Genomic DNA, 23729 nt, shown 5'->3' on the forward strand with positions numbered 1-23729 from the left:
TTAATCGGTTTGTGCTTTTTCTTCCACTTCCACGGGCTGCACTTCTTTGGCTTTGGTGGCGGCGCGATCAGCCATAATTTCGCGATAACGGGTTAAATAGCCTTCAAATTCTCGGCGTAAATCTTCTTTTTCCCGCAATTTTGCATTTAGAATTTCTTTTTGTTTCTCAATGCGGTGGCTGACATCGGAAATATCTCGACGAATTTGGGCTTTTTGCTCTTCGGTTAAATGGCGACTGGATTCCACTTCCAAACTGTTTCTCAAATCGGCTAAATTCTTCTCGGTATTAAAAATAAAGGTTTTAATCCGTTCAATGGCCAAATCAGTGTTATTTAAGCGGGCATCCAAAGTGGTTTTAATATCGTCTTCATTGCCGAATAAATCCAGTAATTTCTGATCTTCGGCCAGTTTTAATTCTCGGGCTTTTTCAGCCTCTAGAGCGAGACGGGATTGGCGGCGTTCTTCGGCTAATTCTTCTTCTGTTTTAGCGCGTTCAAATTCTTTAATTCTCACCGCTTGATCGTTGTATTGGGTATGTTCTTTTTGGCTGTATTGAGGGGGGACGGAATTGCCACATTGGGTCATGCCATCTTCGTCAGTCCAGCAACGAATTTCTTGCGCCCATAACGGTGACGCGCTCATCATTAAGCCGCACAATAAGCCAATACGCCAATGTAACGTCATGATTTTTCTCTCCTATTTTAATTGGAAATGTGACGGGTTTTCTTATAATAAAGCAAATTCGTCCGTTGCCGTCAATAAGGCATTAACAATACCTGTTTCCATAACGGCATGTCCCGCATCAGGGACAATCACCAATTTGGATTCTGGCCACGCTTGATGCAAGTCCCACGCGGATTTAAACGGACACACCACATCATATCGCCCATGCACAATCACCGCGGGAATATGGCGAATTTTTCCTACATTATCTAATAATTGCGTGTCGCTTTCAAAAAAACCATGATGAACAAAATAATGATTTTCAATACGCGCAAAAGCCGCGGTAAATTCATCTTCCGTAAAATGCGCAATTAATTCTGGATCAGGCAATAAACGACACGTTGCGGCTTCCCATAAGCTCCATGCTTTTGCGGCCACTCGACGAATTTCTGGATCAGAACTATTTAAATAACGGTGATAGGCTTGAATTAAATCATGGCGTTCTGAAACGGGAATGGGCGCAAGATATTGTTCCCAAATATCGGGGAATAAAAAGCTGCATCCTTGTTGATAAAACCAATGCAATTCTTCGCGGCGTAACATAAAAATGCCGCGCAAAATTAAACCACGACACCGATCAGGATGTGTTTGGCTATAGGCGAGGGCTAATGTGCTGCCCCAACTGCCTCCAAAAACTACCCATTGCGCAATGCCTAAATGTTCGCGTAATTTTTCCATATCGGCGACTAAATCCCACGTGGTATTGTCGCGCAATTCAGCATAAGGCGTGCTGCGCCCACAACCGCGTTGATCGAATAAAATAATTCGCCATAATTCAGGGTTAAATAATTGGCGATGTATAGATTCTATTCTTGCTCCAGGGCCACCGTGTAAAAAAACAATCGGTTTGCCATTTGGATTGCCGACTTGTTCATAATATAAGTTGTGCAATTCAGAGACTTTTAATTGACCTTGATAATAAGGTTCAATGGCAGGGTAAAGTTGACGCATTTAATATGCCCGTAATGGTTTTAATTAATATTATCTTCTGCTTTATCTATAGCGGGTAAAAAAGCATATCCCGAATCGGGTAAAACACCATAAGGATCAACCCGCAAAACTTGCGGCGGCCGCGATGTTCCCATGACCTGCACCGTCACCATAAAAGCCTGTTGGACTTCATCGGGATCAGGAGGTGTAGTGATATTGGGGTCAATGATTTGCAAAGCAATGGTGTAAAATGAGCTGTTAGTAAAATGAATCCAAGGGATGAATTCGTTTAATTCTGTGGCTTCCATAATTTCGTTTAAATCTTGATTATTTTTAAATTCTTTTTCTTGCCGTGCTTGTAAAATTTTTTCGATGCTTTCCGCAGAAAGACCGGGGACAGTTTCTAAAATTTCTCGGCTGGCTAAATTGGGATTAATACCATTATTATTACCGTAAATGGTAAATGCAGAATTTAAATCCCGCAACGTAAAGATTTCTGCAAAACCCCGAATTAATAATAATTCTTCCACTGTTTCTAATAAACCTTGACGCGGCTCATAAGGATTTTCTAAATCCTGATAATATTTTGATTCTGCGCCATTTAGGCGTTCTAAATCATCAGGATCAATCCAATCTTGCCATGCGTCCATTAATTGATTTAAACGTTCTTTATCCTCCGTGCCAATATAGCGCGTTAATAAAGCCTGCATTTGGTGCGGTGCTAATCGACGTAAATTTAAACGTCCTGCATGATCATAAATGCGGATAACAATGTTTTCGGGTTGATTGGGATAAGATAAGGTTAAAGGACGGCCATCAAAACGATAATAAGGGTTTTTACGATCTTCCAATTCTTCTTCATTATCTTTTTTGGGTGGCTCTGGCATTCTGGACAATAATAATTCCATTTCCGCCAAACGCAAGGCTTTTAACAAATCAGCACGTTGCATCACTGCCTGTTGATGATGAGAAACCATCGTGGCCGACAAGCGCGTTTCACTGGCTAAAGTGAACACCAAAATGGTCACTAATATGATAAACCAAAGAACAATAATTAAAACCATTCCTTGTTGTTTTTTGTTCGGCATAATTTTTACAAATAAAAGTTAATAAATAACGCCAGAAAATTCGCGGTGTTCTGAGGCAAAAACATGAGCGTATAAATTAGCAATCCATTGTCGCCCTTCTTGCGTAATTCGTAAATAATTTAAACCATCTTGAATATAATGACTGACCATTCCCCAATAAAATGCAGGGTAACTTTTTCTTAAATCCGCAGGAGAATGATAGTCTAAATGTTTATTAATACCTGTCTCTTCAAATTCGTAAAATAAAGCAGGTAATTTACGCAAATAATGTGGATCGGCCAATTGTCCAATTAAATCCGCAGCACGAATCAAAGCAGGATAAGAATGAGTGCTTTGATGATCGCGATTATCTGGCACAGGAAAACGGGTTAATTCAATATTCGCCGCAATAATTTCTGCATCGATAATGGGATGCCCACCAAAGCGTTCTCGCACAAATAATTTACCGCGATCCACATGGTAAGGAGACATCGCAGCATCAGTCGCTCCTTCGGGTAAAGTGACAAATTCTCCCCCTAATCCCGTCGCATAACGACCATGACTATCAGCCCGACAAATTCCCCGAATGTGACCAATATCATGGCATAATAAAGAAATAATAAAATTCAGCCAATCACGGTGAGAAACACCTCCATCTCGGATATGTTTTCCGCGTAAAATTTCTTGCCCCACACAGGTGACCATAATGGTATGTTCCATATTATGATAGAGTGCATCGCTGTTGGCAAAATGTTCTAAAGCCATGCGACCTGCCCACGCAATAATAGAGCCACTAGCTGCCTCTGAGGCACCATAATTGCGACGATAAGCCTGCTCTAATTGTTCAACGAAAGCATCAATAACTAAACCCGTTGGATTGAACATGATGGCACGATCCGTAATTTTAGTAAATGTAGATTGAGAAAAAGAAAAAATAAGTCATATTATATTGTCATTTCTGCCCAATTAGCAACCAATTGGCTCCGCTCTATTTTGCCGTGCGATGAATAAATATCTATGGTTTTATCTTCGTGAATTATCCATACTTCTAATGCACCGCGATCTAAATAAAGTTTTATCTTTTGCTGCATTTCTTGTTGAGAATTGGAAGGCAAAATAATTTCTATACAAATTTCAGGAGCTTTGGGATAAAGGGTTTTATACGCATAATCTTGAATAAACGCATTCGATGCCCAAACTAAATCAGCCACTTTAACATTATCATCTGTTTGAATAGAACATTCGGCAATCACTTCGCCATGAGGCAAATAATGCGCTAACTTTTGACCGATTTGCATTTGCAATCGACCGTGATAATTTGAAGAAGGATATTCAATAACTTCATGCCATTGCATTATGATAAACTCTCTATTAAGCCGTAAAAATATTATATCACCCAACCTTTTAAGCGTTGAATGCGTTGAAAAGATTGTTCTATGCGTTGGGGAGAAATTTCTCCTTCTGCGACTGCTTTTTTAATGATTTCTATGCCTTTACTGGCGACATCGGGATCGAATTTTCCAATATTATTTCCCATAATAATTATATCGACACCGGCATGAATGGCTTTTTTTAAAGCCGTCTCTAACGTGTACTGTTTGCGGATTGCGCCCATTTGAATATCGTCTGAGAAAATAACCCCATTATAGTGTAATTTTTGGCGTAATAGTCCATTAATGATCGCTGGGGATAAGGTGGCAGGATAATCAGGATCGAGTTTACGATGAATTAAATGAGCTGTCATAATGGCATCGGCCTTGCCTGCATTAATAATGCTGCTAAAGGGGTTTAATTCTTGTTCTGACCAAGTTTCAGTAATGTCCACTAATTGTAAATGAGAATCTTCCGTAGAGCTGCCATGACCAGGGAAATGTTTTAATGTGCATTTAATGCCATATTGATGGTGGGCATTAATAAAGGCTAAAGCATGGTGAATCACTTGTTCTGGATCGGGAGAAAAGCTACGTTCTAATTTGCCAATAATTGGATTATTCGGATAAAGGTTTAAATCCACCACAGGCGCAAAGTTAAGTTTAATCCCTAATTCACTGAGTAATTTTGCCATTTCGCTGGCTGCATTAAAAGTAAATTCAATCGGTTTATTCCCCAAAGATTGTGCCGAATAAGTAGGCGGAAACGCATAACGGGGTTTTAAGCGATCCACTCTTCCTCCTTCGTAATCAATACACGTCAGCAGAGGAATTTGACTAAAAGACTGTAAATCAGCAATTAGATTTTTTAATTGCGTAAAAGATTCAATATTGCGTTTATTGCGTCTTAATTCAGTATCATAATCAAAAAAAATTACGCCACCTAAATGGTATTGTTGTATATCTTTTACAATTTTTTCTTTAGCAGTGGCGATTAAACCACGAAATCCAACCACAAACATTTGTCCTATTTTAATGTCTAATGGTACGGAAGAATTGGCAAAATAATTATTTTCTGCACGGCATAAACTCGTAGGCAAAGCCATCGCTACGCTACTGTGTAAAGCATATTTGAGAAATTGACGACGAGAAAAAGAAGATGAGAAAAAATGGGACTTAGACATAAAATAGTTAATCTCTCTTTTAATTGTAGCAATAATAGCCCGCATTTTTAAATTTAAAATGCGTTATTTATTGTTCTTTATAAAAACGCCCTAAGTGTAGGAGTTAAACTAAAATTCGTCAAGTAAAGTCAATTAGAAATGTATTTATCTTTTCTTTTTGGTTATCATTAGATTTCTCGCCATAACAATTAAAAAAACTAATTATTTTCTTAAAAAAGATTAAGTTGCATTTATAAATAGAGCAGATGACAATGAGATCGCAACCTTTTTAAGTTCAACCGCCATAGGAGAAAGCCATGAGTATTGAATTTGCTGACTATGTTCCCTGTTTAAAGCTAAATGATCCTGAGCAGATCGCCGTTTTGACCGCCACTTGTCAAGAAGCGTGCCGTCTCATGTCACCACGAGGCGTACAAAATTATTTGGAAGGGGCGCGGGCTGTCTGTATGTTGGGACGCGGGGAGGATTTGGTGTTGACTTATTTGCAAGAAATGTCAGGTGTGGTTAAAGAAATTGGTGAAGATATTATTCCTGATATTGCGCAGTTTTTAATGAAACTTTCTTCGCATACCTCTGGAACAGTTTTGGCATTAATGATGGCTAATTTGCCTTTAGCCGCACAACGATTAGGTGATGTGGAAGTGGTGCGCGGTTATTTAAATTTAGTGCATCAATTAGCAGGAAAAGCTCCTCGCGGTTTGCGCCCGATGTTAGAAAATTTAGATGAATTATTGCATAAACTGACTTTAGGTGGATTGCGACGTTGGGCGATGTGGGGGGTACAGGCGCATCAACGTGATTTAGATGGACAGATTGCTTATTTTGGTTTAAAAACAGAATCTTCTAAAGCTGTTTTGCAAAAAGAACGGCGTGGCACTTTATTGGTCGATAATCAACGCAAATTAAACTTTTATTTACGGGCGTTGTGGGGACGTAGTTTTTTTATGCGACCGACAGCAGGCGATTATGAAAATCGTCAAGGTTTGCGCCCTTTTATTGCGGATTGGCAGTTGTATCTGCCTGATGCGTTTGACGATATAACAGGAATCGATGGAGTCAGTGTTTATCGCGCAGCCGTCACGCATTCAGCCGCACATTTGGTTTATACGCGCCAAGCGATTAGTGCTGAACAATTGTCACCCGCACAAATGCAATTTATTGAATTATTTGAAGATGCACGCATTGAATATTTAGCATTGCAAGAATTCCCTGGTCTGCGCAAATTATGGTTGCCTTTTCATATTCAAGCTACCACAGAGAACACTGAAACGGTTGAACAAGGTGTTGCTTTATTACAGCGGTTGGCTCGCGGTTTAATTGATCCTAATTATCGAGATGATTTACCGCTGATTAACCAAACTATTGATAGTTTTAATGCAGAATTGGTTAAGCATCCACATCGCAATCAAATCAGTTGGGATGCTGGCGTGACTTTTTATAATGCTTTACAGAAAAATGTCCGTTTGCCGAATGTCCGCGTTTTAAGTCAATATCAAGTGGCTTATCGGGATGATAATCGTTTTGTTTGGTCGTTTAGCGAAAAAGACTTTTTAGAACGTGGTGGCCCTGATTATATTCCGCTCAGTCAAAAACAGGTAAGAAAACATGTTTCTCTCATGGAATTTGTTAATGAAACGGATGTAGAAACCGCAGGGGATGATGCGCAAGAAATTTGGGTATTAGGAACGGAATTGTTCCCTTATGAAGATGAGGGCGTTTCTTTTAATGAAATGGAAGGTAAAGAGCCTGTTTCTGATCCTTTTCATTATCATGAATGGGATTATCAAGTGCAATTGCATCGCCCTGATTGGGCAACGGTTTATGAGCGTCGTCAAAATGTAGCAGACCCGCAATTGATGGATGATATTTTGATTAAATACCGTCCATTGGCTTCTCGCATTCGTCACTTAATTGATGCTTTACAACCACAAGGTATTGTGCGGCGACGCGGTTATGAGGAAGGTGAGGAAATTGATTTAAATGCAGCCGTTCGTGCTATGATTGATATTCGGCGAGGAATTATGCCCGATCCGCGCATTAGCATTCGCATTACTCGGCATATTCGGGATTTGGCGGTCATTATTTTGTTGGATTTGTCCGAATCGACCAATGAGAAAATTCGCAAAGATGATGCAGACAGCCCTAGTATTTTGCAATTAACCCGCGAAGCGACGGGATTGTTGGCGTGGGCGATTGATTCGATTGGTGATCCTTTTGCAATTCATGGTTTTGCGTCGGACAGTCGGCATGATGTGCAGTATTATCGTTTTAAAGATTTTCATCAATCTTATGATGAAACGCCTAAAGCTCGTTTGGCGGGTATGAAAGGGGGCTTGTCCACGCGAATGGGGAGCGCGTTACGGCATGCGGGTTGGCATTTGAGTCAACAGCCCGCGCAAAAACGACTTGTGCTACTTATTACCGACGGTGAACCTGCGGATATTGATGAGCGCGATCCCCAATATTTGCGTCAAGATACGAAAAAAGCGGTTGAAGAGTTGATGAAACAAGGTATTTTCACCTATTGTTTGACGCTTGATCCGTTGGCGGATCAGTATGTGTCTCGTATTTTCGGTGCCAATCGCTATGCGATTGTGGATCAAGTGGAGCGTTTGCCTGAGCGTTTACCTGCGATTTTTGCGGGCTTGACGGGGTAAATACAATACAATAGGGCAGACTTGTCTGTCTGCCCTGTTTTCAGGAGTGGCTTATGGAAATTTTTTTTATGAGTTTTGTGGTGTTGTCTCTGGTTGTGCTGGGTATGGCGATTGGTGTGATTTGGGGCAGACCGAGTATTAAAGGCAGTTGTGGTGGGTTGAATCATTTGGGAGAGGCTTCAAGCTGTGTTTGTTCGGCTGAAAAACAAAGCCAATGTGAAAAACGCCGCGAAAAACTCCCCGTAAATTGAATTTAAAACATAAGTACCTAACGGAAAATAATCTGGCATATCAATATTTCTACCGCCCCTACCCCCTCCTGCAAAGGTATCTACACAAGTCTATTCAGGTACTAATTTAGCGAATGCGGAGGAGGTTTTTCGGAGTAGGTTGCGGAATTGATGCAACTCGTCAACGCTGTAATTTTCAATGACTTCCAACATGGAGAGCAAGCTCCAAAAACCTGCCAGCAACGCAGACCAGGTGACAGGCTTGCTCCGTTTCATCTGTCGACCACTGAGCTTGACTAAAAAGCTCTGAATCTCTTTGGCAGCGGGCAATTCCGAGTGTGCCACTTGCCAAACAACAACACAGGCCATACTCGCAATTAACAGACGTTTGGCTAATGCCAGACCACTTTCTTGTTGCCAACTCTCTAGTTGATGCCCTGCTTGCTTGAGCAACTTGAAAAACGATTCAATACGCCAACGCCAGTAATACCATAACGCCGTCGTTTTCGCGTCAACATCCCAAACATTACTCAACAATAACAATGCCGTTTGCAACTCGTAACCGATGTCGTTTTTATGCGTGCGCTGCTTACGGTCGAGCTTACTTTGGTGCTTGCCAAAATTCACCATCGACCAATCATGCACACATAATGCGTACTTGTCGCAACGTTCTGCTATCCCTTTATGCGCTTCCATCAATAAGGGTTGCGCTAAGGTCGCCACACAGGTTCGCTCGTTTCGGTAAAATCTCCACGCCGCCTGGGTACTGGCGAAACTGCTCTTGGCATCAGGAAGAGAACGTAAACCCGCAGCCAGTTTCTCGCTCACGTGAAGATGCTCCATGACCAAACGCCAGTAGCGTCCCTGAAGCCGACTTTCAAGATTAGGTAAGTTAAATTCATACCGATGATTTATACTCTATTTTCACTTGATTTTCACTTGTGTAGATACCTTTGCAGGAGGGGGCTGGGGGGCGGTAGAAATGTGAAAATTCTGAACGCTTTTAATACCTTAATATTTTTATTTAACTACTTATTACTCTAATTGCCAATAAATAATTTCACCGTCTTCTAAACGATAGCCAAAATAAACAGCATTAAAATAATGCGTTGCAGGTAAATCTAACTCTACTGTTAATGGCAATTGTTTAAGGTGCTGTGCGCTCATGATTGCGCTGATTTCAACAGGAATGACTTGCCAATTTTCGCCATCAAAAGTATAGGCACGTTCGGATTTATCGGCTGCGGCAAAAATAAGGTCTGCGGATTTGCCACGATGTTCTGATGCTGTGGTGATGCGCAGACGACGCGCCGTCTGTTCTAAGCAACTGTCTACGTTAGGCACGCCGAATAAGGATTGACCGCGTGGCTTGTGTGGGTGGCAGCTCAGTTCATGGGCGAAGCGCACGCCAATCCCCATAAAAACATCTGGAGAAAGGCTGACATTTTCGCCAATAATGACGTGAGAAAGTTGGGTTTTGGGTAAAACTTTTACGTTTCTCAACACAACAGGCGCAACGGGATCACCTTGAATGATTCCAGTTAAATAGCCGCCCCATAAAACGCTATTGGGTTCAAAAATAATGTCCATAATAACCGCAGAAACAGAACTGTTATTTTTTATGATTCCCCCCAAATAACCGCCCTGTATTTGTTTGCCGACAAATTCAATATCACGAATCACACCTCGATTATGAATTGTCCCTGATAATTTCCCGCCTATTAATACTGCCGTTTCAGTTAATTGAGCGTTAATTAACCAGCCCCGATTTTCTACTGTCGTGCTTAATACCGCATCGGCAATCACGCCTGTTTCTGTAATGAGTTCGCTTTGAATGTCTTGCCAACGGGCATTACAAACAGTACGTTGTACAGAGTGTGGCACACATACGGCAGTGGATTGAACACCCGCATGAGGTACATCAGGAACGCTAGGCGTTGGCTCTTCTGGGCTGGGCGTTGGCGGTTGTGGAGTCACTGGAGTCGTCGGGGTTGTTGGCAACTCTGGTTCTTTTTCCTTTTCAGGAAGTTGTGGATCGACAGGGACAACGGGCGGTTCAACAGGAACGATAACAGGCGGCTCAACAACGGGCGGCGTTATCGGTTCTTCAGGATCGGGTGTTGGTTGTGGCGCAGTTTCACGTTGGACAAATTCCGCAGTACAAACGGTGTCTGTATTAAGTGGAAAACCACTGCCACAGTAACTCGGATTCCAGTTTTTAAATAGGGAATCTGTAGATGCTACTGCGGTTAAATTAACCCACGTTCCTATCGGATAACTTCCTGCGGGTGTGCCTGTGAATGTGCCTTGACCGGTTCCCGTTTTCTGTAAGGTTAAATCAAAATACTGCGTTTGCGGTGTATTTTGTATAAATGTTGCCGTGCAAACGGTGTCAGCATTCAGGGTTTGGCCGGAAGTGAACGCAGGACTACATGACCACCCCGTAAAAGTCGATCCTGCATTTGCCGAAGCCTGAAGTTGAACGGCTGTAGAACTGGTATAACGCAAGCAATTTGTCCCACAAGCAACTCCCGCAGGCGTGCCATTACTGCTGATTGTACCACTGCCATTGCCTGCTGCGGTCAGGGTTATGTTGTAAAACGGAGACAGTTTTAATCCTATCAATACAGGGTCATGATCAGAGGAGCGGTAAGGGTCAGCATTGTAGAAACTGGTTTGTTGCCCTGTGGATTTGAAATTGGTGTTGTAATCCAAAACGCTGGGTTCATCGCTGTTAATATGCCAATCATCCGTGCCTGTCACTTGGGGTACAAGAGAACTGCTTGCAAGTGCATGATCTAAATAGCCTATTTGACCATCGAACACATACGAATACTTGCTGCTGCCGAGCAAATCGGTATAGCCCGCGTTTTTGATCGTGGTAATGGGGTTTTCTTGAGCATAAGCATTCATATCGCCCATCACCAAAATGTCCGGATCGTCGGTCAACGTCGCCAAAAATGTCACCAATGCTTGCGCTTGAGCAACTCGTGTCGCATTTGAATTGCCCTGCCCATCGTTTTGATCGGTATCGCCAGCGAGTGAACCCGCAGAACCTTTTGATTTTAGATGATTAACCACGACGGTGAATTTTTCATTGCTGGTTTTATGCTTAAATGTGGCAGCTAACGGACGGCGATCAAAAATGGCATCGTTACTGGTTTTCACTGAACCGGCAACTAATTCCACTGCATTGTCGTCATAAATCAAGCCAATCTTAATCGCATCGGTGCCGAGTGCGTTGGTGCTACCAATCAAAGTATCGGCATCAACCATTTTGTAATTTCTGCCACTCAAGCTCGCGCCGTTGATTAAATTCAGCAAATCTTGCTGTGCACTCGTACTATCGTAGCCATCGTTTTCCAATTCCATCAAACCAATCACATCCGCATTTAAACCAACAAACACCTGTTTATGCTTGTCTTTTTGGCGAGTGAACTCGGTGGCATCATCTGCCCCGCGACAATCGGCGGCTGTGCCACCGACACCATTGTTGCAATTATCAACCGTGTTAGGAAGTCCATCAAAGGTATTGAAATAATTAAGTAAATTAAAACTCGCCACTTTCACATTTGCTGCACCGACGGATGGCGCGGAGGCGGGACGTGTATTCGCGGCGGTGAAATTGACTCCGCTCGTCGTTTGGACGCGATAGCCTTCGTAACGGTGGTCTAAAATGCCTGTTACGCTGCTTACGGTGTCGCCACTGCGGAGCGTGTTGCTTGCGCTGAGCGGATTACCGCCGCGTGCGAAAATTTCAGGGTCGGGATTTTGCGCACTACTGCCATCATCTAAGTAAATGATACGTTTAGCAATATTGGCTAAATGGGTAGGATAGCCGCTGGTGCTGGGTAAGTTGGCATGGGTGAATTGTTGCAAACGGCTGTCTGCAAGAGTGGCTTGTCCATATTGACCTAAACGATACGTTTCTGTCACGACTAGATTGCCGTTGGTTGAGCTGACATTCACCAGCATTCCTTCAAAGCGTTCTAAATCGCTGACATTAGTCACAGGAATTTGTACCGTAGCGGCTGTGGGTAACGTATTACCCGTGCTAATCACGGTGACATTGGTTAGGCTACTCAGTTGTGTGCTGCTACTGCTTCCGCTAGTGTATTCTGCGACAGTCCCCGTGATACGCACTAAATCACCGACATTACCAGTGAATAAGTTACTGTTATCATAAATGAAAATGCCTTCAGAAGCGGCGGGGTCATTGTCCGCGTCTGTGTTTTCTTCTTGCACGAAAAAGCCCGTTAAACCTGAGAATTTTTTAGTGACAATCCCTGAAATGGTTTGTACGCCCGTCAATGCGGCGGTTGTACCCGTGCCTTGAATGGTGTGAATTGGAATGACTGTTGGCGAACCTGTGCCATTTGCAGCCGTTGCTTGACTAAATGCGCCGCGTTGTCCTGCTTGTGCATAGGTATATTTGGGTGTGCTGGTGGATTGCTCATCCCAAATTGCTGAGGCTTTAGCATCACCTCCGCCCATTGCAAGCCCCGTATGACCACCGACAGAAGTTGTAGCATCGCTGCGTGTTGCGGGCGCAATGACTGTACTGTCCGTAGCGTTAAGCGTTGCTGTACCGTAATTAAAGAAGGCGACTACTTTACCCGCACTGTCAAAAACCACTACCGCATCGCCACCGCCTAATCCGGGTCCACCGTTGGCATGAATCGGTGCGCTGGCAGGTAGATTCCAAGCTGGCAAGAATGCGCTGGTATCAGCACTGGCGACGATAACCAGTCTTGCGCCAGCCGCTAACGTGGTAGCAGTCGCGGGGAATGCTGTGGCAATGCTGGAGTCAGCCGAATCGTCATTCCATTTCCAACCCGTTAAATCAATCGCTGTTGAACCATAATTGTACAGTTCAAAGAAATCTCCACCCGTAGCATTAGAGTTGACTTCAGTGATTAATACACTGGGAAGCGATGTAGCGATAGCCGTTGTAAAACTATAAGCCGTGCTGCCTGATAACCCACCCCATTCATTATTAGCGGTATCGGTAATAACGGTATTGCTTGCTTCAACATAATAAGCCGTGTTGTAGTCAAGGTTTGTGGTGGGATTAAGGGTCACGGTATTGTAGGCAATGCTGACATTCGCACTGCCCAATGCTAATGTTTCTACTGTGCTGTTATCACTTGCTTTTTTAATAACAAAATTACCCGTTCCCGCTTTCACCGCTTTGTTAAATTTCAACACCATATCCGCATTAACAGTTGCATTCGTCGTGCTATTAATGGGAGAGGAACTGACAAGCGTTGGTGGAGTTGTATCTGTTACAACATCAGCATCTAAACTCACCCAATTGCCTTGAAATTTCTGTGCAGCAGCGGCTAAATTTTTGGAAGGTTGAGTTTGACCAGACCAGATTGTATCGCCATTGTCTTGTAACAACTGAATTAATGTACCTTGAGCAGTAGAAAGCACATCTACTAAAGTTTCAAAACTACCCCCCGTGCTGACTAATAAAGTATCTAAATCAACATCTAACTCCGTTGGCGTGCTGCTGCTCCCATCCCAGCGATACAAACGAAAATCGTGAGTCACTTCCGTTGTTGCCGATACTGAAGGTCCTGCAAGAATTAAATAATCGCTCCCTGTTACTGCTTTTTCGATAGAACGAACACCACGCCCGCCTAAATTGAGTTCAAAAGGCGTTCCAAAAGTAGGACTTCCACCAATTAAACCCGTCACACTCACCGGCACAATCACTGCCTTATCGCGCACAGTGGTATTCGCCATCGGCGCACGGAAGGCTAACAATAATTGTGTACCATCTTGGGTTGCAGTCATGCCCTCAATAGAAAAGCCATTGACATTTTCAGGAATCACACCCGCTCCCGCAGAAGCCGTGAAACCGAAATAATCCGCGCCTTTACCGTGTGTATTGCCATTATCCCAAGTTTTTAGAGCTGTTTCTAAGCCAGTTTGTTTGCCGACATAAGTAAATTGGGTATTCGCGCCCGTCCCCGTGACGGTGACTTCAAACAAATGCTCACGACTAGATTGTGCCGTGCCGTCTTTTTTATTGCTATGTGAACCAATGAAATACAAAGAATTCCCAATGCGCGTGCTGGCTTCTAAATCAATTTCACTTGTCCCCGTTCCTAATCCTGTCGCAAAACTCCATTCCATGACCGCCGCCCCGCCCGCACGCGGATACACGCGCAACACGCTGGCTTCGTCATCGGCAACTACCATCCAATTTGCATCTAACGCTAACGCGGTTGAAGCATCAGAATTATCTAGGGTTGTCCCAGTATTAGGCGTGAAAGTTTGCGTTGAACCTGCTGCACCTGCATCTCCAAAATCAAGATTTAAATCATTTTTTGTAGAATTCAGCACGGCATTGCCACTGGTGAATGCACTGTTCGCAAAAACAAGCGTAAGCGTATTTACATCATTGCTATTCGCATGACTGCTTGCTGTGCCACTGAAACTTAATTCTGCGGTGGTTGCACTGGTGCGCGTCACGGTAGCAGTTAAACCAGCGGGAACATTGCTTACAGCCACTTTGCTGGCAGTGACAAAATTATCGCCATCGCTGCCCGTGAAAGTATCGCCACTCAAAGTAATGGTGATTTTATCGGCAATTACGCCATCTAATGTGCGTGTTTCTGATAGTGAGGTGGGGCTGTAACTGAGTGTGCCGCCCGCGTCATTATCGGTAATGGCAATCGCTTGACTGGTTGTGCTACTTAATGAAATACCAGCAGAAGGCGTGCTAATAGTTAGAGTAGCGGTTTCGGCACTTTCAACGTCTGTATCATCTGCGATAGTGAAAGTGACTGAACCAGTGGTTTGTCCACTTAAAATGGTGATTGTCGTGTTAGTTAAACTGTAATCGCCCGCAGTAATGTCTGTTCCAGTGACGGCTAAATTAACGGTTTGGTCGCCTGAAACGGCACTCGATGCGGTAGCAGTGACGGTGATGTCGGTAGCTGGAGTAGCTTCTGTGCCTGAATTGGAAGAGACGGAGAGGGTGACGGTGGGAGAACCACTACTGACACTCACACTGACATCATCTAATGCAAATTCATCACGAGAACCACTGCCACTGGCATCATTACCCGTCCATTTCAGTTCGATATTGTGACCTGATGCTAATCCTAAGCTAGTTAGAGTTGCACTACGATCATTTGATTGCCAACTGGGTGTTGCATCAGCAGTCGCTGCTGAAGTGAAGTTCAATGCTGAAACATTAGTGAATGCTCCACCATTAACAGAATAAGAAAAGTTAAAGCTATTAGCGCGTGCTTGATCATTTCGTACCCAAATTTTGTAAGAAACATCAAGACTGTCTACAGTAGAGCCAGTGTTATTGTTAATTCTCAAAATAAAATCGCCTGGCGTGAAATCAGAACCACCAGGTTGCACACCTAGAGCTATACTACTCCCCGTATTGAAAGCGTAAACTCCGCCTGTACTAACTCCACCAGTAGAACTACCTCGCGTGGGGTCGGTACTTGTTGTTGTTTCTGTCCCACCGAATGCCACATTGGTATCAAAACCAGCAATACTCCATATATCAGAATCCAGTTGCCCAGCGGCTGGTGTAGGAGAGAAACCGCTGCCAGTAAAATTCTGGAAATTTTCTGAAAAAGGCAATTGAGCTAATGCAGCATGACTTGAAAACATCAAAACCAGAGCCGCCAGCATCTGACGCACAGAAACCAATCCAACATACTTAGGTGTTCTAAACATTAAAACGCACCCAACCAAAACCACAACCCATTGAATGGGTAAAAGAAAAACGCGCTTCATTATAAAGTATCCCGTTTTAGAAATAGAAAACTATTTTCTATTAATTTAAATGAGCGCGCATTCTAACAATCCAATGTGAAGAAAACGTAACAGAAAAGTGACAATTGAAAAAAAACCTCACCCCACCATCTGATTAGTAAAACAAAAACACACCTGCAAATCATTCTCCGTCACCGATAACACATAACCGTTGTTTCTTGCCTGAGTCGCGGCGTGAAATAAACCCGTCCCATAACCGTTATGTTGCGAAGTGACGGGCTGCGTGAATAAATGGCGCAATACCTCCTCTGCTATCGGACTGCCATTATCACAGACATTTAACTCAATAATTCCACGATGCACAAATAAACTCACCTCAATTTTTAATTCAGGTTCTTTCATGCGCTTTTTTAAAGCATTTTGCAATAAATTCTCAGCCACATGATTAAATAAATTCTCAAAAACAAGCGGCTTTGGTTCTTCAATGCGGCTAATAAACTGAATATCTTCATTGTGATAACGCGCTTTTAAACTGTCCCACCACGATCCAATCGCAATATTCGTTTGGGTTAAATCATTAATTCTCCCCACACTGTCTCCACTTTGTTTAATCGGATTCTCTAATTTATCTAAAATCCGCTTTAAACGATAGGTTAATTGTGGCACTTGACCTTGTAATAAACGTTGGGTATCGCCAAACTGCTTGGGTTGCGAAGATTCAATGGTTGCACTGATATTGCACAAGGTTTGCAAAATATTCTTAATATCATGCGTTAATTTTGCCCCTGTTTCATGAATCACTTTTAAACGCGCTTGTTGCGAAAAATCGGTTTCGCGGCGTTTAATTTGATGAAAATATTCTAATAATTGCACCAATAATTTTAAATGCAAATAATGGCTACCACTAATACGATGTGTCGAAAATGCCGTGATTTCTAACGAGCCAAAAGCAATGGTAATGTAATAAGCCTGATCCACAAATCCCAATTGTTTTTCCCCATATAAAGTATGGGCGCGTAAACCACTGATCCACGTCAAAGTATTTAATTGTTCTAAACCCGCTTGTAAAAATTGTTCGGGAGATAATTGGGAATAATTATCAGGTTTCGCCAACTTATCTAACCATTGTTCAAATGTGACTCCGAAATTAATTAAATGACGCAACCATAATTGCTCAATTCCGCCATCTCCAACAAATGTCACCCAAATCCAACTTAATAATAACATCGATAAAGCCGTCATTAATGACATTTGAAACACCGCCAAAGGATAACTCACCCGCGTTTCATACATCATCACCAAACTGCCCAGCGCAATAATAATCAATAATAACACCAAAATTAAACCATGAAAAAAATCGAAATGATGCCGATATTCTTCATCCTCTTGCGTCGCAATAAACCAAAATGTCGCAGGAATAAATAACAAAAAATATTTTAACCATTCCCGACTTTCTAAAACCAACCATTCAATAATAATCGGTTCGGTAATCACAAACAAATGATGAATGCTCACCACGAATAAATTGACCGTTAAAAATAGAATCGCTACGATGTTCACCATTCTATCGCGTGGTTTGACTAAATCACGCCCGCCTAATAAACTAATCAATAAAATTTGCCACGCAGCAATAAACCAATCACTAAAAAAAACCAATGCCACTAATGCCATTAATCCTAAACCTATTAATACCATTGGATCAGGTAAATCGCGCTCTAACCAAAATGGTTGCCACAGTAGAAATAATCCAATATGCACCAACATCAATAATTGCAACCACGGATCAGCAGGCATCCACCACAGCACAATATGCAAACTGATCAATAATAAACTTAAATTGCGATGTTCATATTTGGCTTGGCGCAAAAAAGCCCATTGTGTTGAAACCGACATGGAAATAATCACCTTATTTTTCTAAATCAATACGAATATTTTTTATGCTAAAAACCATTCTAAGTTTCAGCCATTATACCCTGTTAGAAGCATGGCACACACGTACTCCAGCGTTGTTATTTGCCGTGTTGGGATTGGCGTATTTTTTAACCGTTTTCCTCAGCCACATCACCTTGACCGAAACACAAGCCATGCAGGTGGCTTTATCGGCTGCTTTTCTACGCTTGACGGGAATTTATTTACTTTGTCTATTCGTCATCAGCAGTATGGTGAGAGAACAACAGCAAACCACAGTTTTATTGTGGTTTTCTCTGCCTGTGGCACGCTGGCAATACTTACTGGGGCGTTGGTTAGGTTATGCGGGATTAGCGGCCATTATGGTGATTTTTTTGGCTGTTTTTTTGCTTGCCTTTGCGCCCATAAAAGGCGTGTTATTTTGGGCTTTATCGCTGTGGTTTGAACTGCTTATTTTATTGAGCATTAGCCTGTTGTGTGTGTTGACTTTACCGCATACTGTTTTAGCGTTTAGTGCAGTCGCGGCGTTTTATCTGTTGGCACGCAGCATTCACACCATTGAATTGATGGCCACAGGCATTTTACCTAATATTACGCAAACCGTCGTGGATCAATGGATTGCAGGATTTATACAGGTGTTGGCCTTGTTATTACCCGATTTGGCACGATTTACTAAAACGGATTGGTTGCTTGATAATACTTTTGCCTTCGATGAATTAAGTTTATTATTCCTGCAAACTTTAATTTATTTAGCAGTTATTTTAAGTGCTGCATTATTTGACTTATATCGGAAAAATTGGTGAACATGCTTTCTCGTCCATTAACCGATGTGCCGCGCTGGATTATTCTAGGCTTATTAATCGCACTATTATTACAAATGACTTGGCGATGGCATCAAGGGCGCGATCAGGCAAGTATAACGCCCTTGCAACCACCGCCGCCGCAGGGCGTTTTACGGGTACTGAGTTTTGGTGATCCCGTGGCCGCGGCCAAAGGCTTAACGCTATGGTTACAAACGCAAGAAGTACAACAAGGGCAGTTTTTAAGCTATCGCCAATTGGATTATATGGCGTTGACACAATGGCTTGGTGCGATTTTGGACTTAGACCCTAAAGCCGAATATCCCTTGTTCGCAGCCAGTTATCTTTATTCTTCGGTGCGAGATGACGAACGCCTAAGACAACTGCTAAACTTTATTGTTAATCAATCAGTTGTGGATATTGCCACACGATGGCGATGGTTGGCACATGCGGCAATTTTGGCTAAACATCGTTTACACGATTTGCCTCGCGCTTTGCGTTATGCGCAAATCGTCGCCAACCACGCAACAGCCGATATGCCCCATTGGGTACAACAGATGCACGTGTTTATTTTAGAAGACATGGGCGAATTGGAACGGATGCGTTTAGAGATTGGTGGGCTATTGGCGAGTGGCCGCTTGACCGATCCTAATGAGATACGTTTTTTTGAAGAACGTTTACGACAATTATCGTTAAATTGACTTTAACTATTGTCCGTTTGTGGTATGATTTTGGTAATGGCATTCTCGCAAGTAAACGCAATAAATTGCGGAGGATTTAGAAATGAAACGGCAACAGGCAGGATTTACTCTGGTAGAAATTGCAATCGTATTAGTGATTGTAGGTTTGTTATTGGGCGGGGTATTAAAAGGGCAAGAAATTATTACCAACGCTCGCATTAAAAATTTAGAAAATGATTTTAACGGCATCTCAGCCGCAATTTACAGTTACCAAGATCGCTATCGGCGTTTGCCGGGGGATGATCCCGGTGCCACTCGTTTTGCGTCTGTATCGGGAATCACGACGCAAGCAGGTGGTGGTGATGGAGTTATTACGGGAAACTTTGACGAGCCATCAGACAACACAAAGGAAAGTCGCCTATTTTGGTTGCATCTCCGTTCGGCAGGATTAGTTTCTGGGATAGCGGATGTAACAAAGTTGCCAGAGTCGTGTTCCCAACCGCTTAATGCTTTTGGTGGGATTGTTGGCGTGAGTACTGATCCATTCACAGGCGGCGCAACGACCATGCCCGGCTTATTTGTCGGCTATACCCGAATTCCGCAGGAAATTGCCATCATTTTGGAGTCTCGAATTGACGACAACGAGGTGAAAAAAGGCGCAATTCAAAGTGATCAGACGAACTACACGGCAACCACCAATCCATTACACAAATTGTATTTTGCTCTGTAGTGATTCCGCAACTGCCTTAGCCGAAAAAAACCGTCTCCTTCATTTTCTGGAGACGGTTTTTTTTAATGTAGGTTTTTATCGCCGCATGATTACTGACGATAATGCACGCTAAGAAAAATCGCTCGTCCTTGTGCGGGAAAATAGCGCGCTTCTTCATAATCTTTGTCTAAAAGATTGCTTAATCGCCCTTTAAAAGTCCATTCGGACGACCAACGATATTCGGTCAATAGATCAAGCGTTAAATAACCGGGTAAATGAACCTGATTCAAAACATCATCATGACGGGCTGATTGTGCGATGCCTTGCGTGGTGATTTGCCAGCGGTCAAAATGTCCCGTGACCCCAAAACGCCCCGTATAATCCGCACGACGCGGCAAATCTAAGCCCGTTTGTTGATCCTCTGCCCGCAACACATCAATTTGCCCTTCTAACGACCATCGAGGCGATAAAGCCCACGTCGCTGCGAATTCAATACCTTTTGCGGTGGTTTCGGCAATATTTTTAGGAAAAAAAGCCCCCGTATTGGCATCAAAATAAGTCGCAATTAATTGCGTTGTTTCCGTATAAAAACCGCTTAATTCCCAAGCGAATGCGGCATAATGTCCACGCAACCCCACCTCCCAACTTTGGGCTTGTTCGGGTTCTAAATGGGGATTGCCAAAATGAGGAAAATAAAGTTCATTAAAACTAGGGGCTTTAAACGCCCGTCCCCACGATGCAAAACCCCGTATCATCGGCGACCATTCATAACCTAAACCAAGATGTCCCGTCCAATAATCACCAAACTGCTCATTGTCATCAAAACGGCCACTGATTTGAAAGTGTAGCGGTTGAAAATCAACTTGATACTGCGCGAAAACGCCGTGATTATCCCGACGGGTCATTGCATAAGGCGAATCGCTGTCAATAGTGGCGCGGTGAAAATCGTAACCAAATGTGGCTAATTGTGCGGCGGACAGTGTCCAATCATGCTGCCAACTGAAGGTGTATAAGCGGGTATCATATTGATTTTTTGGCAATTCGGCGCGGCCAAAATTTTCTGCCTCATCTCGACTTTCTCCCAATTGTAAACGGCTGATTTGGTGATCGTGAAATGGAATTTCAGCGGAAATCCCGATTACTTGTTGCACAAAATCAACTTGATTGTTGAAAGATGAATCGTAGTCAGTGCGTCCTTGACTACGCAACACTTGTGCGCTGACAGTGAGGGGATCAAATTCGTGTTTCACTTGTGCGCTTAGTGCGTGTTGGCGATGTGCGTCGTTGTCGGGTTCAATGGTAAAACAACCGCCTATGCCTTGATTGCGGGTTGAACAGGCGTTGTAGCCTGCGGTTTGGGTGTGTTCTAATCCGATTTGATATTGGGTGCGTTCGGTGAGATTGGCATAATTGGCGGTGAGTTGTGCGGTTTGTTCGCTGCCAATCCCAACGGAAAAGGTTTGGTTTTTTTCGCCAGTGCGACGAGTAAACAGTTGAATCACGCCGCCTACTGCCTCCGAACCATATAAACTGGCACGGGGGCCACGGATCACTTCGATGCGCTCAATTTGGGATAAGGGTAAAAATTGCCATGCGGTCAACCCTGCCGTAGCCGATCCCACTTTGACCCCGTCAATTAAGACCAAAACATGATCCGATTCTTGGCCACGCATAAAAATACTGTTATTTTGTCCTGAGCCACCATTTCGGCTGATTTGGATACCGGGTAATGTTTTTAATAAACTAGGTAAATCAATGGCTTGACTGCGTTCAATTGCGGGTCTATCTAATACGGTGACAGCGGCGATTGTTTGATCTACGGCTCGACTGGTGCGATTGGCGGTAATTAAAATTTCAGGTAAAACAATGGGTTGTGCTTGAACGCCCGCACCAAATCCTACGCAAAATAATAAGGAAAAACGAGTTTGAAACGAAAACATGGACACTTTCCTACAAAATAACAAAAAACGTAAAAAGTGTTCCGAAGGTGAAAAGAAACGGAGTTGTGAAAAATAACAAACAAGCACACTCCGCCATCTGTTGCCCTCCGCAACACGACAGGGAATGAAAAGAGGCCGGTCTCCGGACTGATCAGCGGCGTATAAAATGCCCATATTGTCGCCTTCCCGCACGTATGCAGTGGCGTAATGACAAGATGTTGACTGAATTACCGTTGCGGGGGCAGTGTTGGTTTTGCACCAACTTCCCGTTTACTCTCACAATAGATAAGCAATTGTGAGACACCTCGATTCGGGTGATTTTGGGTCAAAAAACATGACCAAAACAAGTGATTATACCGCTTTTTATCATTCGCAGTAAGCCATTGTTGCTTGAGGCAATTCTCAATTTAGACCTTTACAACTAATAATGTTTTTATAACAGATTGAAAGTAAAGATGATGAATAAACTTGAAGTATTTTTCCAAAAAAGTCAGCACTATTTTTTTTGACGACTTGATTGGTAGGGCTTAAATTGAGAATTGCTGCTTTTATAGCCCTGAGTTAAACTTATTTTGCTTTATTTTAAAGGTATTTACCATGACAAAACCGCTGCCTCCCTTATTGCATTTAATTAAACAACTCATTGCGATTCCATCGGTCAGTTGTGTAGATACGCGCTTGGATCAGAGTAATTTAGCGGTGATTGAACAATTAGCCGAATGGGCGGAGAATTTGGGATTTCGTTGTGAATTAATGCCCGTTTCTACGCCGCATCCCGACATTGCCAAATGGAATTTAATCGCTACATTGGGAACGGGATCGGGGGGTTTGGTGCTGTCAGGACACACCGACACCGTGCCGTACAATCTCGAACGCTGGCAATGTGACCCGTTTAGCCTCACTGAACGCGATCACCGCTTGTACGGCTTGGGAACGTCGGACATGAAGGCGTTTTTTGCCTTATGTTTACACGCAGCCCGTGAATTTTGCCACACTCCGCTGCAACATCCTTTGATTATTCTCGCCACGGCCGACGAAGAATCGAGTATGCACGGTGCTAAAGCGTTGATTAAAGAGGGAAAACCTAAAGCCCGCCACGCGATTATCGGCGAACCCACTGGCTTGCGTCCCGTGCGAATGCACAAGGGAATTTTTATGGAAAGTATTGTGATCACGGGCGTTTCTGGTCATTCTAGCGATCCGCGTTTGGGTAATAATGCTTTAGAAGGAATGCACCGTGTCATTAGCGATTTATTACAATGGCGAGAAGAATGGAAAAGCCATTATCATCATGCCGCTTTTAACGTTCCCATTCCCACTTTAAATCTAGGCCACATTCACGGTGGAGATAACCCCAATCGTATTTGTGGCGATTGTGAGTTGCATATTGATGTGCGGCCGTTGCCCGGTATGGACTTAAATGAATTAAAAGCCTTGTTACATCAACGCGTGCGGCAAGTTTTAATAGACACAGGATTAACAGTAGAATTTATTCCGTTATTTGAAGGCATTCCTGCGGTAGAAACGCCCGCCAATGCTGAAATTGTGAGAATCGCGGAGCAATTAACAGCGCATTCTGCTGAAGCCGTCGCGTTCGCTACGGAAGCCCCTTATTTAACGGAATTAGGCATGGATACGATTATTTTAGGCCCCGGCAATATCGAACAAGCCCATCAACCCGATGAATATTTAGCCTTAGATCGCCTTGAACTCATGCTGGCAATTTTACGCCAAGCGATTACTCATTTTTGCGTTAAAAAAAGCTAATTTTATTTTTTC

16 protein-coding genes and 1 riboswitch are annotated in these 23729 nt (G+C 43.1%); of the genes, 6 read left to right on the forward strand and 10 right to left on the reverse strand.

Going from position 1 to position 23729, the window contains the following annotated elements:
- Genes TPSD3_RS02170 through TPSD3_RS02195 form a run of 6 tightly spaced genes read right to left on the reverse strand, consistent with a single transcriptional unit; the run spans window position 1 to window position 5274 of the window.
- A complete protein-coding gene (locus TPSD3_RS02170) occupies window positions 1-684 on the reverse strand; it encodes a hypothetical protein (protein ID WP_086486951.1) in 684 nt (227 codons plus the stop codon).
- 42 nt (window positions 685-726) lie between these two features.
- On the reverse strand, window positions 727-1674 hold the full coding sequence (pip, locus tag TPSD3_RS02175; protein WP_086486952.1) for a prolyl aminopeptidase: 948 nt from the start codon (window positions 1672-1674) through the stop codon (window positions 727-729).
- A gap of 20 nt (window positions 1675-1694) precedes the next feature.
- Window positions 1695-2741 carry a type II secretion system minor pseudopilin gene (locus tag TPSD3_RS02180; protein WP_086486953.1) on the reverse strand — a complete coding sequence of 349 codons (1047 nt, stop codon included), beginning with the start codon at window positions 2739-2741 and terminating at the stop codon, window positions 1695-1697.
- Between the two features lie 18 nt (window positions 2742-2759).
- Window positions 2760-3605 (reverse strand): Npun_R2479 family HD domain-containing metalloprotein, encoded by an 846-nt coding sequence (locus TPSD3_RS02185; RefSeq protein WP_176329697.1) that lies wholly within the window; start codon window positions 3603-3605, stop codon window positions 2760-2762.
- 59 nt (window positions 3606-3664) lie between these two features.
- Complete coding sequence (locus TPSD3_RS02190; protein WP_086486955.1) at window positions 3665-4075, reverse strand: Uma2 family endonuclease; 411 nt, start codon at window positions 4073-4075, stop codon at window positions 3665-3667.
- 32 nt (window positions 4076-4107) lie between these two features.
- A complete protein-coding gene (locus TPSD3_RS02195) occupies window positions 4108-5274 on the reverse strand; it encodes a glycoside hydrolase family 3 protein (protein WP_176329698.1) in 1167 nt (388 codons plus the stop codon).
- A gap of 296 nt (window positions 5275-5570) precedes the next feature.
- Here TPSD3_RS02195 and TPSD3_RS02200 point away from each other — a divergent pair, with 296 nt between their 5' ends.
- Together TPSD3_RS02200 and nqrM are read left to right on the forward strand one after the other, a co-directional pair.
- Window positions 5571-7931 (forward strand): nitric oxide reductase activation protein NorD, encoded by a 2361-nt coding sequence (locus tag TPSD3_RS02200; protein ID WP_086486957.1) that lies wholly within the window; start codon window positions 5571-5573, stop codon window positions 7929-7931.
- A 53-nt stretch (window positions 7932-7984) separates the two neighbouring features.
- Window positions 7985-8182 (forward strand): (Na+)-NQR maturation NqrM, encoded by a 198-nt coding sequence (gene nqrM, locus TPSD3_RS02205; RefSeq protein ID WP_086486958.1) that lies wholly within the window; start codon window positions 7985-7987, stop codon window positions 8180-8182.
- 90 nt (window positions 8183-8272) lie between these two features.
- Here the strand turns inward: nqrM and TPSD3_RS02210 are convergent, their stop codons facing one another.
- The 3 genes from TPSD3_RS02210 to TPSD3_RS02220 form a co-directional block, all read right to left on the reverse strand.
- The gene (locus TPSD3_RS02210; RefSeq protein WP_425353081.1) at window positions 8273-8989 is read right to left on the reverse strand and encodes a hypothetical protein; all 717 of its coding nucleotides are present in this window, start codon (window positions 8987-8989) and stop codon (window positions 8273-8275) included.
- Between the two features lie 207 nt (window positions 8990-9196).
- Complete coding sequence (locus TPSD3_RS02215; protein WP_176329699.1) at window positions 9197-15874, reverse strand: ExeM/NucH family extracellular endonuclease; 6678 nt, start codon at window positions 15872-15874, stop codon at window positions 9197-9199.
- A 177-nt stretch (window positions 15875-16051) separates the two neighbouring features.
- A complete protein-coding gene (locus TPSD3_RS02220) occupies window positions 16052-17806 on the reverse strand; it encodes an ATP-binding protein (protein WP_086486961.1) in 1755 nt (584 codons plus the stop codon).
- 44 nt (window positions 17807-17850) lie between these two features.
- Between TPSD3_RS02220 and TPSD3_RS02225 the strand changes: the two genes are divergently transcribed.
- The 3 genes from TPSD3_RS02225 (at window position 17851) to TPSD3_RS02235 (ending at window position 20031) form a co-directional block, all read left to right on the forward strand.
- Window positions 17851-18624 carry a hypothetical protein gene (locus tag TPSD3_RS02225; protein ID WP_086486962.1) on the forward strand — a complete coding sequence of 258 codons (774 nt, stop codon included), beginning with the start codon at window positions 17851-17853 and terminating at the stop codon, window positions 18622-18624.
- Window positions 18621-19322: a hypothetical protein gene (locus TPSD3_RS02230; protein WP_140048463.1), complete on the forward strand. Its 702-nt coding sequence runs from the start codon at window positions 18621-18623 to the stop codon at window positions 19320-19322. Before TPSD3_RS02225 ends, TPSD3_RS02230 begins: the two co-directional genes overlap by 4 nt.
- Before the next feature lie 82 nt (window positions 19323-19404).
- Window positions 19405-20031 carry a prepilin-type N-terminal cleavage/methylation domain-containing protein gene (locus TPSD3_RS02235; protein WP_086486964.1) on the forward strand — a complete coding sequence of 209 codons (627 nt, stop codon included), beginning with the start codon at window positions 19405-19407 and terminating at the stop codon, window positions 20029-20031.
- Window positions 20032-20120: 89 nt separating this feature from the next.
- Here the strand turns inward: TPSD3_RS02235 and TPSD3_RS02240 are convergent, their stop codons facing one another.
- Window positions 20121-21950 carry a TonB-dependent receptor domain-containing protein gene (locus tag TPSD3_RS02240; RefSeq protein WP_086486965.1) on the reverse strand — a complete coding sequence of 610 codons (1830 nt, stop codon included), beginning with the start codon at window positions 21948-21950 and terminating at the stop codon, window positions 20121-20123.
- Window positions 21951-22066: 116 nt separating this feature from the next.
- Window positions 22067-22273: riboswitch (cobalamin riboswitch) on the reverse strand.
- A 274-nt stretch (window positions 22274-22547) separates the two neighbouring features.
- Here TPSD3_RS02240 and argE point away from each other — a divergent pair.
- The gene (argE, locus tag TPSD3_RS02245; protein WP_086486966.1) at window positions 22548-23717 is read left to right on the forward strand and encodes an acetylornithine deacetylase; all 1170 of its coding nucleotides are present in this window, start codon (window positions 22548-22550) and stop codon (window positions 23715-23717) included.
- Window positions 23718-23729: the final 12 nt, after the last annotated feature.

The organism is Thioflexithrix psekupsensis, from assembly GCF_002149925.1.
Classification (GTDB): domain Bacteria; phylum Pseudomonadota; class Gammaproteobacteria; order Beggiatoales; family Beggiatoaceae; genus Thioflexithrix; species Thioflexithrix psekupsensis.

Coding starts and splice junctions, on each gene's coding strand:
- TPSD3_RS02170 (WP_086486951.1), bottom strand. CDS start 684: ATGACGTTACATTGGCGTATTGGCTTATTGTGCGGCTTAATGATGAGC.
- TPSD3_RS02235 (WP_086486964.1), top strand. CDS start 19,405: ATGAAACGGCAACAGGCAGGATTTACTCTGGTAGAAATTGCAATCGTA.
- TPSD3_RS02240 (WP_086486965.1), bottom strand. CDS start 21,950: ATGTTTTCGTTTCAAACTCGTTTTTCCTTATTATTTTGCGTAGGATTT.
- TPSD3_RS02195 (WP_176329698.1), bottom strand. CDS start 5,274: ATGTCTAAGTCCCATTTTTTCTCATCTTCTTTTTCTCGTCGTCAATTT.
- argE (WP_086486966.1), top strand. CDS start 22,548: ATGACAAAACCGCTGCCTCCCTTATTGCATTTAATTAAACAACTCATT.
- TPSD3_RS02225 (WP_086486962.1), top strand. CDS start 17,851: ATGCTAAAAACCATTCTAAGTTTCAGCCATTATACCCTGTTAGAAGCA.
- pip (WP_086486952.1), bottom strand. CDS start 1,674: ATGCGTCAACTTTACCCTGCCATTGAACCTTATTATCAAGGTCAATTA.
- TPSD3_RS02220 (WP_086486961.1), bottom strand. CDS start 17,806: ATGTCGGTTTCAACACAATGGGCTTTTTTGCGCCAAGCCAAATATGAA.
- nqrM (WP_086486958.1), top strand. CDS start 7,985: ATGGAAATTTTTTTTATGAGTTTTGTGGTGTTGTCTCTGGTTGTGCTG.
- TPSD3_RS02180 (WP_086486953.1), bottom strand. CDS start 2,741: ATGCCGAACAAAAAACAACAAGGAATGGTTTTAATTATTGTTCTTTGG.
- TPSD3_RS02185 (WP_176329697.1), bottom strand. CDS start 3,605: ATGTTCAATCCAACGGGTTTAGTTATTGATGCTTTCGTTGAACAATTA.
- TPSD3_RS02190 (WP_086486955.1), bottom strand. CDS start 4,075: ATGCAATGGCATGAAGTTATTGAATATCCTTCTTCAAATTATCACGGT.
- TPSD3_RS02200 (WP_086486957.1), top strand. CDS start 5,571: ATGAGTATTGAATTTGCTGACTATGTTCCCTGTTTAAAGCTAAATGAT.
- TPSD3_RS02215 (WP_176329699.1), bottom strand. CDS start 15,874: ATGTTTAGAACACCTAAGTATGTTGGATTGGTTTCTGTGCGTCAGATG.